Source organism: Paraburkholderia sp. RL17-347-BIC-D, from assembly GCF_046027915.1.
Lineage (GTDB): Bacteria > Pseudomonadota > Gammaproteobacteria > Burkholderiales > Burkholderiaceae > Paraburkholderia.
Window position 1 is genome coordinate 453,119 of the sequence record NZ_JARESS010000001.1, and the last position, 13,766, is coordinate 466,884.

The following is a 13,766-nucleotide window of genomic DNA, read 5'->3' on the forward strand; positions in this document are numbered from 1 at the left end:
CGCAGCGATGCGTCGGCGCCTTGTTCTATCGCAAACGCATTGCTGTGTCAGTGCCGACGCCGGGCCGTTGACTGATGGAGGAGGGCCATGAGGAAGTCATGGCTTGTCTCCAGGTTTGCCGCGCACGAGCGACTCCGGATGGCGCCCCAGATAGTCGGCCAACGCGTTCAGCGATTGCAGCGTGCGGGTCAATTCCTGCAGCGCCAGGTGCACGTCCGACTGCAACGGCGAATCCTGCTGCAAAGTCGCCTCGGCCGAGCCGAAGGTCTGCCGCGCGGCAGCGAGCGTATCGCGCGCCTGCGGCACGACTTCGTTGTTCAGCCGATTGAACAGCGCGTCGGCGTTTTTCAGCGACGTGTTCAGATTCGAGCCGATCTGATCGAGCGGAATCCGGTCGAGCTTCTTCGCGATGTCGGCCACCTGGGTCTGCAGCGCGTCGAGCGTGTTCGGAATGGTCGGCAGCTGGACCGGTTCGCTATTGGCGTCGAACTTGACGGGCGCGGCGTTCGGGAAGAAGTCGAGCGCAATGTACAACTGGCCCGTGAGCAGGTTGCCGGTGCGCAACTGGCCACGCAGGCCGCGCTTGACGAGACGCTCCAGCAGGTCGTGGCCGGCCGCCGTACCCGCCTCGGGCATCGCCGTGCCACGGGAACGCCGCCGTAGCCGGTCCGGGTACAGATCCAGCGTCACCGGCATGACGAAGCTGCGCGCGTGCGGATCGTATTCGACGCCGATGTCCGTCACCTGGCCAAGCACGATGCCGCGGAAGTCGACCAGCGCGCCCACCGACAGTCCACGCAGCGACTGGTTGAAGATCATCGCCGCGCGCACTGGTGCGCGGTCCGGCGCGCGCATGGCGTCCGTTTCATCGGCGGCGAGCCGGAACTCGGTTTTCTCCGCGGCCGGCGTGCCCATTTGCTGACCCGGCGGCGTCTGGAATGCGAGACCGCCGACCAGAATCGCCGCAAGTGACTGCGTGTTGACGACGAAGCCGGCCGAATCGAGCCGCACATTGACGCCGCTCGCATGCCACCAGCGCGAATTGGTGCCGACGTACTGGTCGTACGGTGCGGCGACGAACACCTGCATCGTCACTCCCGTGCCGTCCTTGTCGAGCGAAATGCCATACACCTGGCCCACCTGCACGCGCCGGTAGAAAATCGGCGAGCCGATGTCGATCGAGCCGAGCGAATCGCCATGCAGCGTGAAGCGATGGCCTTTCTGGTCGGCGGTGATGGGCGGCGGCGTCTCCAGTCCGACGAACTCGGTTTGCGTTTCCGTGGAGCGGCCGACGTCCACGCCGATATACGCGCCCGAGAGCAGCGTGCCGATGCCCGACACGCCGGTGGCGCCCACGCGGGGGCGAACTACCCAGAAGCGTGTGTCCTTGACCGCGAAGCTCTCCGCCTGCTTTGTGAGTTGTACGGCGATCTGTACGTGCGTCCGATCCTTCGACAGCGTGATCGACTTCACCGAACCGATTTCGACGTCCTTGTACTTGACCTGGGTCTTGCCGGGTTCGAGGCCTTCGGCATTGTCGAAGACGATCGTGATCGCCGGACCGCGCTCAGTGACCGACTTGATGACCAGCGCGATACCGATCAACGCCGCGATCAGCGGAACGACCCAGACGAGCGAGGGCAGCCAGCTGCGGCGCGGCGCGATGTCGGGATCGGGCAGGTCGGGCGGCAGGGCGGGTCCTTGCGGGCTACTCATGGCGGGGCTCCGAGGCGTGGCTGGGCGCGGCCTCGCTGCGGTTCGCCGCGCGCGTACCGGATCGCGCCGCAGGCGGGCAAGACCTTCGAGATTGAGCCGCTGACCGTTACCGTGTACCCCGGCGGCATGACAGGACCGGCGCAGGTGACGACGCCCGCGTTGAAACTCGTCGCGATCTTGCCGCCAGGCGCTGAAGGCATGACCACCTTTTTCGCCGCGCCCAAACTCACCGTCGAACAGAAAATCGAACCGGCGCCGGGGCACCTCGCCGTCGGCGCGCCGCTCACGCGCACGATTACTCAGCGCGCCGCGGGCACCGAGTCGATGCTGATTCCGCCCGCGATACTCGCCGACGTGGCCGGCCTCAAGCGCTACGCGAAACCCGCGGCGACGCGCAACATCGTCGAGGACCGCGCCGGACTCGTCGCCGGCGAGCGAACCGACAGCGCGAGCTACGTCGCCGATCGCAAGGGCAACTACAATCTGCCGCCCGTGACGATCGAATGGTGGAACACGACGACGCGGCGCAAGGAAAAGATCGTCTTGCCGGCGGTGCGTTTCTCGGCCGCCGCGGTACGGGAAAAGCCGCTATTCGAGCTACCCGTCGACGCCATGCGTGAAGGTATGCCGCATCAAATCGTCGTGATTCATGCGCGGCAGGTCATTGTCGGCTGTGCCGTCGTGCTGGGCGTGATCCTGTTGATTGCCTTGCGTGCACGTGTGGGGTCTTTCGTGCGGCGTAGCGAACGTGTGGTGAGTCAAGCGCGAAAGCGCTGGCTGGCAGGCGACGCGCTCGCCTGGCGCAAGCTCGCGATGGCCGCGCGCAAGGGCGAGTGGCGGCGGACCATTCCGGCCTTGTATGCGTGGATGGATAGAGGAGGCGACTTCGGTCGTCCCGCGCGCTTCGAGAACATCGATGCGACCGGCGATCAGGATGCCGCGAGTTTGATCGCCGCGGTCGAATCGAACTATGCGGGCGACGATGCGCGGCGTCGTCCTCGATGGAAAGAGATCGGCGCGGTTCTACGCCGGAGTGCAAATCGGGCGAGGACGAAGCGCAAGGACGACACCTTGCCAGGACCGCTGAACCGATATTAGGATTTGCCGAACGCGCACCCTCGACTCCGAACCGCCAGCGCCTATGGGTCACGACGCAGAACGAAAGATGGCATCGACTGCCCGCGTCCTTTCCTCCGTCGCAGACCTGCTATATCAAATGGTTGCAGTGGGTTGCAGTGGCGGCGCGACGGCCTCATGTCGAGGATTGCCGAGGAACTGGGCTTGAAGGAAGTTTTATCGACGGACGAGGAAGCGGGCAGCGAGTAAGCCTCGTCCGGTTCGCGAAGCCGCGTGCGTGCTGAAAGCCTAACGTTTCTCACGCACCACGTAGTTCGCCGCGCTCGAACCATATTTCCGCTCGATATCCTCGGGTAGCAGAAATTCCGTTTCGAGTTTGTCGATCATCGGATAGCCCATCAGGTCGGTAATATCGTCGATGCCCACCAGCAGATCGGGCCGGTCGTGCACCGTGCCGTTCTGCGCGCCGTCGCGAAACAGTTCGAGCGCGCGCATCATGCCCATGATCGCGGCCGCCGGCAACATCCGCGCGACGGTGACGCGTTTTACGCCGAGCTCCTGCAAACGACGCACGGGGATCAGCGGCGTGGTGGGCCGCGAGCGAATGCCGAAGCCCATGTTGATGCTGACGGGCGCGTTGACGCCGTCGACGAATTTTTTGATCTGCTCTTCCGATGCGATCGCGTCGGGATAGACCATGTCCGCGCCGGCGGCCACATACAGTTTCGCGCGTTCGATCGCGGCATCGATACCTTCGACGGCGATCGCATCCGTGCGCGCATTGATCACGAAGCCGGAATCGGATTTCGCCTTCACGGCGGCTTCGATCTTCTTGGCCATTTCCCGCGCGTCGATCACTTCCTTGCCGCGCATGTGGCCGCAACGCTTCGGGCTGACCTGATCCTCGATATTCACGCCGACCACGCCGGCTTCCTCGAACAACTGCACGGTGTGATACACCGACACTGGATTGCCGTAACCGGTATCCGCATCGGCCATCAGCGGCAGCGAGACGGAACGCGCCAGCCAGTGGCATGCATCGACATTTTCCGTGAGCGTCATGATGCCGATGTCTGGCTGGCTCAGGCGCGAGTTGGCCAGCCCCGCGCCGGTCGTCGAGGCCGCCTTGAAACCCATCTTCTCGATCACTCTCGCGCTGTAGCCGTCGTAGACGCCCGGTGAAATGATGATCTCACCGGAATTCAGAAGCGCTCGCATCTGCTGGATTTTCGTGCTGCCCATATGCCACTCTCCACGTTTGGAAACGCGCGGCTATACGGCTATTCGAAGCCGTATAGCCGCGCGGGATTGATGCCGAGAATCATGTCGCGGGTGCCGCCCTCGGGCGCCCACTCGCCGACGACGCCGAGCAGTACGCCCATGTTGGGCATCACGCCGTGATAGGACGAGTGCGGCCAGTCGCTGCCCCACACCAGCCGGTCAGGCCGCGCTGCCACGAGTGCTTTGGCGTACGGCAGCACGGCGGCATAGGGGGAAATGTCGTCGCCGAGGCGAAACGGCGCGGATAGTTTGACCCAGCACCGGCCGCTTTCCATGAGCGTCAGCAGCGCTTTGAAACCCGGCTGATCGAGGCCGTCCTGAACGACGATGCGCGCGAAATGATCGAGCACGACAGGCACCGGCAAACGCGCGAGGCGAGGGCCGATCTCCGGGAGGTCACGCGCATCGAGATGCAATTGCACGTGCCAGCCGAGCGGCGCCACGCGCCTTGCCATTGCGTCCAGATCGTCGAGACCCGAGCGCGTATGCAGACGCACGCCGCGGAATCCGGCAGCGTCGAGACGCCGCAACTCCGCGTCGCTCACGTCCGGTTTCAATTGCGCAATGCCGCGCCATGCGCCGGACGATGTGTTGAGCACGTCGAGTGTGATCCGATTGTCGTCATAGACAGTCGGCTGGACGATCACCGCGCGCGTGACGCCGAGCTTCGCGAGCAGTGCGCGATATTCGTCGAGGCCGACAGGCGCGGGCGTATAGCGCCGCTTATCGCGGTACGGATACCGTTCAGGCGGCCCGTAGATGTGCGCATGACAATCGCATGCGCCCGGCGGCAAGACGAACGGTAGCGCAACCGGCGAGGCATCCGGCGACTGGCAGACCGGCGGTTCATCCGTTGATGCGTGGTGGCGATCTTTGGGCAAATCGGTCATGTCAAGCTCCGCGCCAGGGTTGGCAGTCACGGCCGTTTTTCGTACGCGGCATGCTCGTATTTCTGCTGATATTGTTCCGGTGTCAGATAGCGCTGTTCGATGCGTTCGAGCTCCGCGATCCCGACCAGATCGTTGAGTTCCTCGAACGACACGACGAGGTCGGGGCGCTCGATCACATCACCGCTCGCTACCGACTCCTTCAGCGTAGCAATCGCGTTCTTCATGCCCTGAATGGCCGCCGCCGTCAGCAAGCGCGGATAGACCACCACGGCCACGCCCAACTCCTGCAATCGCCGCGCGGAAATCAACGGCGTGGTGGAGCGCTGGCGAATGCCGAATCCCATGTTGACGCAAACCGGCTTGGAGACATTCTTGACGACCGTCGTAATATGATCCGTGGCCAGCAGCGCGTCGGCGAACAGCAGGTCCGCGCCGGCTTCGGCGTACATATTCAACCGCTTGATGACTTCGTCGATGCCATGCGTGGCGAGCGAGTCGGTCCGCGACATGATGAGGAGCTCCGGATCCAGCCGCGCTTCCGCTGCGGCGCGGATTTTTTCCGCGCCTTCCTCGGCGGAGATCACCTGTTTGCCTTTCATATGGCCGCAGCGTTTCGGCCAGACCTGATCTTCGATCATCACGCCAGCGAGGCCCGCGCCGTCGAACGCGCGAACCGTGAAATGCACGTTGACCGCGTTGCCGTAGCCGGTGTCGGCGTCGGCAATCAGCGGCTGCTCGCAACAGGAGGCGAGCGCGCGCGTGACGCGCAGGTTTTCCTCGAGTCCCATGATGCCCTGATCGGCCCAGCCGAGACTGGCTTCACTCACGCCGGCGCCGGTCACAAAGCCCGCGGCGAATCCGGATGCGCCGAGCAGTCTCGTGCTGTAACCATCGAACACGCCCGGCATCACCAGGATTTCAGGGGCGGCAATCAATTCACGCAGCTTGCTTCTCTTGCTCATCGTTTCCTCCAGGCAATACGAACTGGCAATGGCTGCTCAGCTGCGCGTCACTTCGTAATGAAAAGCTCTTTGCGCCAGCGGTCCTTGTGAATGCCGATCACGTCTATCTGATCGACGTAGTACAGAATCTTGCCTTCGAGCGTGGCGGGGAATTTCGGCGCCTGTGGCGAATGCGTCAGCAGCACGTGCACGATTTCATCGGGAATGCCGTTGCGCAAGGCCAGATGCGCGGCCCAGAAGGCGTGCGGATACTGTTTGCCGATATCGGTCGCGACGACCTTGCCTTCCGCGTCCGGTGCGAACTCGACCACTTTGCTCGCGTCCTGCAACACGGCCGCTGCGATCAGATAATCGCGATTCACCTTGATGCCGTGGTGGCGTTCGAACAGATCGGCGACTGACATCGCCATCTCCAGCACACACTGGTTATGGGGCAGAGTCGGATAAGGAATTTCAGTCGATGTCGGAACCTCCGCGATCCGCTTCCAGGGGCTCATCTCCCACAGCGTCTCCCATGTGGCAATGACGGCCTTGCGCAGCGTCGCGTCGCTAATGTCGGCGACCTGGGGAAACATCGCCACGACATCGATCGGTTCTTTCGATTGACTCATTGTGTGCTCCATTGCGTCCTCTTCTGTTTGACACATATCTGGCCTACCGTACGGCGCCTCGGCTTGCTCGAGCAGGAACCGTGCTATCGGAATTGCCTCGCGCTGCACAGCAGCATGCGTGACCGATGCACTGGGTGAACGCGAGGCCGGTCGCGGCATGATTGACCGGGCGTTGCGAGAGACGCTGCAGTTCTTGCCGGCGCGATGAAGTGACTGTCACGCAATGCCGATGTAAGGCTGTGGCGCGCGTGACGTGCGAGGGGGTCTCCGTTTAGTGGTTCGCCGTCTTGCGTTTGAGGCGGCTGCGTTGTGTTGCAACCAATATAGAGCAAGCGCCCGCAACGCGGAAATACCAAAACGATGACACGGACATAGCCCAATCCTATGGTTCGCTCACGCTACTGCGGCAGCGAGAGACCATATTGATCGTGCTGCTCGATAAGCTTTGTAAACAGTGCTTTGATCGCCAGTTCCACAATGCGGATGCCGTGTGTGACCGGACGGTGAACCGCGGTCGCGAGCACGAGCCGCGTGTGCAATTGCGGCCTCGCGAGCGCCCGCGCGTGCAGCGTAGCCGCAGCCAGTTCGCTGAGCACGGCGGGTTTCGCGAGTACCGTGCAGGCGAGGCCGGCGACCACCATTTCCTTGAGCAGTTCGAGCGTGTCGACTTCGTACTGCACGTCGAGCGTCACGCCTTCCTTGCCGGCCGCGTATTCGAGCGTGCGGCGCAGACCGTGGTTGCGCGTCGGCAAAACCAGCGGTATTTGCGCAACGCCCGCGAGCGTCGTCTCGTCAGGTATCGCGAAGTTCGTGGCGGCAGCCGGCGTGACGAGGAACAACTCCGCGGCCGCCAAAGGATCGACCGCGACGGTGGACGAGCGGCGGGCGTCGTGCAGAATCGCCATGTCGAGGCGGCCGTCGATCAGCCACTCGTGCACATAGCCGCTATAGCCCGATACCACGTTCACCTGTAGATTGGGATGTGTCTCGCGCAAACCGGCGATCAAGCGCATGCCGATCAGATTGCACACGGTCGGCGTCAAGCCGACGGTAACGAGTCCATGCGGCGAGTCGCGTTCCGACTGGAGATCCGCTGGAATCGCAGCCAACTGGCGCACGAGCGGACTCGCGCGTTCGATCAGTGCGAGGCCTTCCGGCGTCAGCGAAATGCCGCGGCCGTGGCGGTAGAGTAGACGCAGTCCGCATTCCTCTTCGAGCTTCTGGATCTGCCGGCCCAACGCAGGTTGCGCGATGCCCAGCACAGTGGCGGCTTTCGAAAAACTGCCGAATGCGGACACCTGCATCAGCAATTCGAGTCGTCTCAGATCCATTCTGACGCTCCTGCTTTTTTGCGGCATAGCTGCTATGCCCGATAAATCGATTGTGAGGCGCGCACAAAGTTTTGATAATAGTGCTCTACCCGGGCATCCGGCGGCATTGCTCGCGAGCATGTCGCCGTGTATTGCCGTTGTATTGCCGTGTCTGGAACACACAGAAGGAGTTGCACGATGAGTTCAAGCAAATCATCCCCCATTCCCGCGACATTGATACCGGGCGACGGCATCGGCCCGGAAATCACCGCTGCCACAGTCAAGGTACTCGACGCATTAGGCGCGCCCTTTGCGTGGGACATTCAGCACGCGGGCATGGCCGGAATCGAACGCGGCGGCGAACCGTTGCCGGAGACGACGCTCGACAGCATTCGCCGCACGAGGCTCGCGTTGAAAGGGCCGTTGACCACACCCGTAGGCGGAGGATTCCGCTCCGTCAATGTGCGGCTGCGCGAGGCGTTTTCGCTCTACGCCAATCTCCGGCCGGTGCGCACCATCGTGCCGGGGCGCTATGACGATATCGATATCGTGCTGGTGCGCGAGAACATCGGGGGGCTTTATGTGGCGCACGAACATTACATTCCGATAGGTGACGATCCGCATGGCGTCGCCGTTCTGACGGGAATGAACACGCGCGAAGGTTGCCGGCGCATCGCGCAATACGCGTTCGATTACGCGGTCGAGCATGGACGCAAAAAAATCACCGTGGTTCACAAGGCGAACGTGCTGAAGGCGCTGACCGGTCTTTTCCTCGAGACGGCGCGAGAGGTTGCGCGCGACTACGAGGGCAGGGTGGCCGTCGACGATCGCATCGTCGACGCCTGTGCGATGCAGCTCGTGTTGAATCCGTGGCAGTTCGACATGCTGCTGTGCACGAATCTGTTCGGCGATATTCTCTCGGACGAACTCGCGGGACTGGTCGGCGGACTCGGCCTCGCGCCCGGCGCGAATATCGGCGCCGACGCCGCCATTTTCGAAGCCGTGCACGGCTCGGCGCCGGATATCGCCGGGCGCGGCATTGCCAATCCTGTCTCGCAGATGCTGGCCGCGGGCCTGATGCTCGAACACGTCGGCGCGGGCGATCTCGCGCAGCGGCTCAATCAGGCGATCAGACAGACGCTCAACGACGACAACGTGCGCACGCCCGATCTGGGCGGGCATGCATCGACGGCGGTATTTACGGACGCACTGATTGCACGGCTCGGCTGAGTGGGCCGCGAGGATATCGCTGCCGCTTCCATTGCGACGGGCGTTGCCGCCCGGCGCAGGAACCGGCAGCGATCGGCGCGTCAATGCTTCACTTCGAGATCTTCCAGACTGATGTTGGTCGTATCCACGGCGACGATCGCGGCAACGAGCGCACAGGCAAACCACGCCGCGGCGCCGATGCCGATCAACCAGCTATGCCCCGCACCGATCCCCAGCAGGAACGACGCGACGAGCGGCGCGAAAAAACCGCCCAACCGGCTGAGCGCGAAGCTGATGCCGGCGCCGCGCGCCCGGATGCCCGTCGGATAGATTTCAGCCTCATACGTATGCAGCAACGGGCCGTTGATGAAAATCATGGCCTCGGTGAGAAAGCCGAACAGCACGATCATGTAGGTCGAGTCGGCCAGCAGAAAACACAGGCCGAAGATCATATTCAGCACATACGCGAACGCCATGCCCCATTTGCGCTGGATCTTGTCCGTAATGTAGACGGAGACCAGACAGCCAACCGGGTACGCGATCTGGATGACGGCGGTGTAGGTCAGCGCGTGCACGATCGAATAGCCGCGCGAGTAAAGGAAGAACGGCACGAACGTGGCAAAGCCGTATGCACCGAATCCCTGTAGCAGTTCGATTCCCCACGCACTCATGGTTCTGCGGAGATAGGCGCGCGACAGCAGCAGGCTGATCGGCGATACGCCGCTCTCGATTTCGTATTCCGTTTTCGGCGGGGGCGGCAGCATCACGAGGTTCTTTTCGCGCATGACGCGGCGCTCGATTTTATCCATCACGTCGTCGGCTTCGTTGCGCCGGCCCATGCGTTCCAGCCAGCGCGGCGACTCGGGCAAGCCCATGCGCAGCAGAAGCGATGAAAAGCCGCCGAGCGCCGCGAGCAGCAATGCGATGCGAAATCCTGGTAGCGGCAAGTCATTCAGCGGCACGAGCAGCATCGAGGCGAAACCGCCCACCGTGCCGCCGAGAAAACCAATCGTCAGCGCGAAGCTCGACATTTTGCCGCGCGCTCGCGCGGGCGACAGTTCCTGCACGTAGGTCGTCGACAACGGCAATTCCGCGCCGGTGCCGATGCCCGCAATAAATAGCGCGATCAGCAATACCGTGGCATTCGGTGAGAACGCGGCGAGCAGCGCGCCGGTCGCGAGAATGCAGAGATCGAGCGTGAAGGCGCCGCGCCGGCCGATCTTGTCGGCCACCGTGCTCAAGCCGACCGCGCCCACGAACGTGCCGAAAAAAAGCGCCAGCGGCAATTCGGTGGCGAGATGCGGTTGCCCGAGGTAAGCGAAGAAATGCGCGGAAATGGGCCCAACTGAAAATAGCATGTACGAATCCCAGAACGTGCCAAGCGAAATCAGCAGAATCGATAAGCGCAGGTAGTTCGATTCGGGAAGGCGCTCGATTCGCGCGGCGATGGGAATGCGCAGGTTGGTTGTCATGGTGCATCCTTGTGTCCGTTGGGACTGCGCACGTTCATTGCGCGCGGGCGTCACGCGCAAACGTGGGAGAAAGCGGCTGGGGTCGGCGGCTCGGACCGCGTGCGGAGTGAGTTTCATCAGAACTTGTGGCGAAAGCCGAGCGACACGACGGTCTGGTTATTGCTGTTCGACGCGGTGACCTGATTGATCGCCGCGACCGCCGGCTTGCCGGTCGAGTCTACCCCTGAGGCGTGTTGATAAACGCCGACCAGATACAAATCGGTTCGCTTCGAAAGAAAGTAGTCCACGCCGAGCGTGCCCTGGTGGTACTGGGCCGCATCTGCACCGTTCACCGAACTGCCGCGCGTGTAGTCGTATTCGAGCCCGACCAGCAGACTGGCCAGCACCTGGTACTTGAAACTGAGTTCGACGTTATTGAATGTCACTTCACCGCCGAGGTGGCGTGGATTCGGGCCGCTTTGCGCGGTATTGCCGAGTCCCATGAATTTGGTGTTCGAATAGGTCGCGCCGAGCGTGGCGGCGCCGATCGTGTAATTGCCGCCGGCGCCGATCACCTGATAGGTATTCGCCGACGCGTAGCCGCTGTACACAGGGCTCGTGATCGAATTGGCCGCTGGCGTGGCCGTGCCCGTCGTGCTGTTGCCGAAGAAACTGACGTTCGGATTTCGCACGTTGAGATACGCGGCGCCGAGCGCGAGCGGTCCGTTCGTATAGCCGGCGCCGAGCGACCACACCTGATTCTGCGTGACGTTGCCCGCCACGCCGCCCAGACTGTACAGACCGCCGAACGTGATGCCGTCGTAGTTCGCGCTCGCGTATTTGACCGAGTTGTTGGTGCGTTGGCTATTGTCGAAGTTATCGAGGTCGCCGGGGTGCGAACCGATCGTGCCGCCCCACTGATCGCCCACCGTCAGCGGCCCGATATAGTCGACCACCGAATCATATTGACGTCCCAGCGTGACGGAGCCGAAGCGCGTGGACGCCAACCCGACGTAGGCCTGCCGGCCGAACATCAGGCCGCCCTGGCCCAGTTTGCCGGTGCCGAGATCGAAGCCGTTCTCCAACCTGAAGATGGCGCTCAGGCCGCCGCCGAGATCTTCCGAGCCACGAAACCCCCAACGGCTGCCACCCTGCGCGGCCGTGGTCAGGTTGTACAGGTGCTTGCCTCCTGCGTTGCTGTTGTATTCGGGCCCTTCGTCGATCATTCCGTACAGCGTGAGGCTCGACTGGGCGAAAGCGGATGGCGCGGTTGCGGCAATGATTGCCAGCAGTCCCGCCGTGGACATCATCTTCATGTTGTCTCCTTGCGTGTCTCTAGTTGTAGGGTGATAACCGCAATCAGGGCTCCTGGTTGAGCGCCATCGACGGCACGCTCGAAAGTGGCTGAACGGATTCGATGCTCGACATGACTTCGATGAAATAGGGCCGCTGTGCCGCGAGGCCGCGTTTGACGGCTGCGTCGATTTCGTCTGAAGCCGTGACGCGCTCGGCGTCGATGCCGAACGCGCCGGCAATCAGGGTGAAATCCGGATTGGTCAGTGTGGTGCCGATATGCCGTCCCGGATAGGTACGATCCTGGTGAACGCGGATCGATCCGTAGCAGTTGTTGTTGGAGAGAATGAAGAGGATCGGCAAGCGGCGCGCCACTGCGGCAATCATCTCGTTGCCGGTCATCGCAAAGCCGCCGTCGCCGACGAGGCAGATCGTTTTTTGCGCCGGCAAGCGGAGCTGCGTCGCAATGGCGGCCGGCGTGCCGTAACCCATTGCGCCGGACAGCGGTGACATCAGGCGTTGCGGATAGCGAAAAGGAAAATGGCGGTACACGGGCGCGGCGAACGTGCCGGCGTCGACGCAGATCACGGCATCCACGGGGGCATGCTCCGCCAGTGAGCGAACGACGTCGACGAATCGCACGCCAGCGCCAGTGTCGCCGTTGCTGTCGCCAGGTTCGACGGTGCGGTGCGGCCATTCGGCGATGTGCGTGGCGATGCCTCGCAAGCGCATAGACCATCGTTGCGAACGCGCTGGTGAACGATGCACACCAACGAGCGCATCGGCAAGCGCCACGGGATCGCACACGATACCGATATCCGGCGCCACATGCAGGCCGACGGGGTGGCCGTCCGCGTGGCAATGCACGAATGTCTGCGCCGCGCGCGGCGGCTTCGGGAAGCGATAACCCTGTGTCGTGATATCGCCGAGTCGCGTGCCGAGTGCGAGCACGAAGTCGCTCGACTCGAAGGCTTCGATCTGCTCCGCCGGATTGGCCAATCCCAGATCGCCCGCATACAGCGGATGCCGGTTGGGGAAAATGTCCTGTCGTCGAAACGACACCGCGACCGGAACGTCGTACGTTTGCGCGAACCTCAGCAGCGAGTCGCGCCCGCGCGGCGCTTCGAACGCGCCACCGGCGATGATGAGCGGCCGCTGCGCCTGTTCGAGCAGACGGGCGATACGTTCGAGCGTTGCGTCGGAGGGGATTGTCGCTACGGCAGGCGGCACCTGCCATGCATCCGACTCGACCTGCTGCTGTTGAATATCTTCGGGTACGACCAGCACGACGGCGCCGGGCGTGTCGGCCATTGCAATACGCAGCGCCTTGAACGCGGCGGTCGCCAACTGTTCCGGCGCCGTGACTTCCAAGACCCTTTTGGCGATCGACCCATACATGCTTTGATAGTCGATCTCCTGAAATGCTTCCTTGCGCAAATCCGCTTTGGGGATCTGTCCGACGATCAACAGCAGAGGAATGCCGTCCTGTTGCGCGGTATGCAAAGCAATCGACGCGTTGCTCGCGCCGGGTCCACGGCTGACCATGACGACGCCGGGACGGCGCGTCAGGCGTCCGTCCGCGCATGCCATGAAACCGGCGCCCGCTTCGTGGCGGCACGTCACCACGTCGATTTGCGGAAAGTCCGCGAGCGCATCGAGAATCCCCAGATAACTTTCACCGGGCACGAGAAAAACGCGATCGATTCCGTTTGCGGCGAGCACGGAAAGCAGGGCGTGGGATGAAGTCGTTGCGGTTGCAGGATTCATGAGCCGTAAATAGAAGTGGGCGAAAGGGGAGTCGACGAGTCCATTGTTGTTTTGATCGCCGTGCAGCATCAATTGGATCGACGGCATATCAGCTATGCCGCTATCGATGCTTTCTCTCTCGCGAAGAACGGTCTGCATTTCCTGTCGGGCGCCAGCGTGTCGGCGCGCTTGTGTGATGCCAATTGAAAGACTGTAGAAG

11 protein-coding genes are annotated in these 13,766 nt (G+C 62.7%); 2 read left to right on the plus strand and 9 right to left on the minus strand.

All coding sequences use genetic code 11. The annotated features are described in order from the left end of the window. Nucleotides 1-96 precede the first annotated feature (96 nt). Entirely contained in the window at nucleotides 97-1,716 is a 1,620-nt protein-coding gene (locus P0D96_RS02100) for a PqiB family protein (protein ID WP_408311211.1), read from the minus strand. On the opposite strand from P0D96_RS02100, the gene P0D96_RS02105 reads away from it, so the two are divergent. Next, nucleotides 1,702-2,814, plus strand: a complete 1,113-nt coding sequence (locus P0D96_RS02105; RefSeq protein ID WP_408311214.1) for a hypothetical protein — start codon at nucleotides 1,702-1,704, stop codon at nucleotides 2,812-2,814. The two genes, P0D96_RS02100 and P0D96_RS02105, sit on opposite strands and share 15 nt — an antisense overlap. A 267-nt stretch (nucleotides 2,815-3,081) precedes the next feature. Here P0D96_RS02105 and P0D96_RS02110 read toward each other — a convergent pair whose 3' ends face one another. The 5 genes from P0D96_RS02110 to P0D96_RS02130 all read right to left on the minus strand — a co-directional run bounded on the left by P0D96_RS02110 (nucleotide 3,082) and on the right by P0D96_RS02130 (nucleotide 7,868). After that, complete coding sequence (locus P0D96_RS02110) at nucleotides 3,082-4,035, minus strand: isocitrate lyase/PEP mutase family protein (protein ID WP_132374409.1); 954 nt, start codon at nucleotides 4,033-4,035, stop codon at nucleotides 3,082-3,084. 38 nt (nucleotides 4,036-4,073) lie between these two features. Continuing rightward, a complete protein-coding gene (locus P0D96_RS02115; RefSeq protein ID WP_408311217.1) occupies nucleotides 4,074-4,964 on the minus strand; it encodes an amidohydrolase family protein in 891 nt (296 codons plus the stop codon). A 26-nt stretch (nucleotides 4,965-4,990) separates the two neighbouring features. Next, a complete protein-coding gene (locus P0D96_RS02120) occupies nucleotides 4,991-5,926 on the minus strand; it encodes an isocitrate lyase/PEP mutase family protein (RefSeq protein ID WP_408282206.1) in 936 nt (311 codons plus the stop codon). A gap of 47 nt (nucleotides 5,927-5,973) precedes the next feature. Further along, the gene (locus tag P0D96_RS02125) at nucleotides 5,974-6,537 is read right to left on the minus strand and encodes a hypothetical protein (protein ID WP_132374412.1); all 564 of its coding nucleotides are present in this window, start codon (nucleotides 6,535-6,537) and stop codon (nucleotides 5,974-5,976) included. 398 nt (nucleotides 6,538-6,935) lie between these two features. Then, nucleotides 6,936-7,868 carry a LysR family transcriptional regulator gene (locus P0D96_RS02130; RefSeq protein WP_408311220.1) on the minus strand — a complete coding sequence of 311 codons (933 nt, stop codon included), beginning with the start codon at nucleotides 7,866-7,868 and terminating at the stop codon, nucleotides 6,936-6,938. Nucleotides 7,869-8,045: 177 nt separating this feature from the next. On the opposite strand from P0D96_RS02130, the gene P0D96_RS02135 reads away from it, so the two are divergent. Further along, nucleotides 8,046-9,077, plus strand: a complete 1,032-nt coding sequence (locus P0D96_RS02135; RefSeq protein ID WP_408311223.1) for an isocitrate/isopropylmalate dehydrogenase family protein — start codon at nucleotides 8,046-8,048, stop codon at nucleotides 9,075-9,077. 80 nt (nucleotides 9,078-9,157) lie between these two features. On the opposite strand, the gene P0D96_RS02140 is transcribed toward P0D96_RS02135, so the two are convergent. From P0D96_RS02140 to P0D96_RS02150, 3 genes are all read right to left on the minus strand, one after another. Beyond that, a complete protein-coding gene (locus P0D96_RS02140) occupies nucleotides 9,158-10,528 on the minus strand; it encodes an MFS transporter (protein WP_408311226.1) in 1,371 nt (456 codons plus the stop codon). A 116-nt stretch (nucleotides 10,529-10,644) separates the two neighbouring features. Further along, on the minus strand, nucleotides 10,645-11,817 hold the full coding sequence (locus P0D96_RS02145; RefSeq protein ID WP_408311670.1) for a porin: 1,173 nt from the start codon (nucleotides 11,815-11,817) through the stop codon (nucleotides 10,645-10,647). Between the two features lie 49 nt (nucleotides 11,818-11,866). Then, on the minus strand, nucleotides 11,867-13,654 hold the full coding sequence (locus P0D96_RS02150; RefSeq protein ID WP_408311229.1) for a thiamine pyrophosphate-dependent enzyme: 1,788 nt from the start codon (nucleotides 13,652-13,654) through the stop codon (nucleotides 11,867-11,869). Between the last annotated feature and the right edge of the window lie 112 nt (nucleotides 13,655-13,766).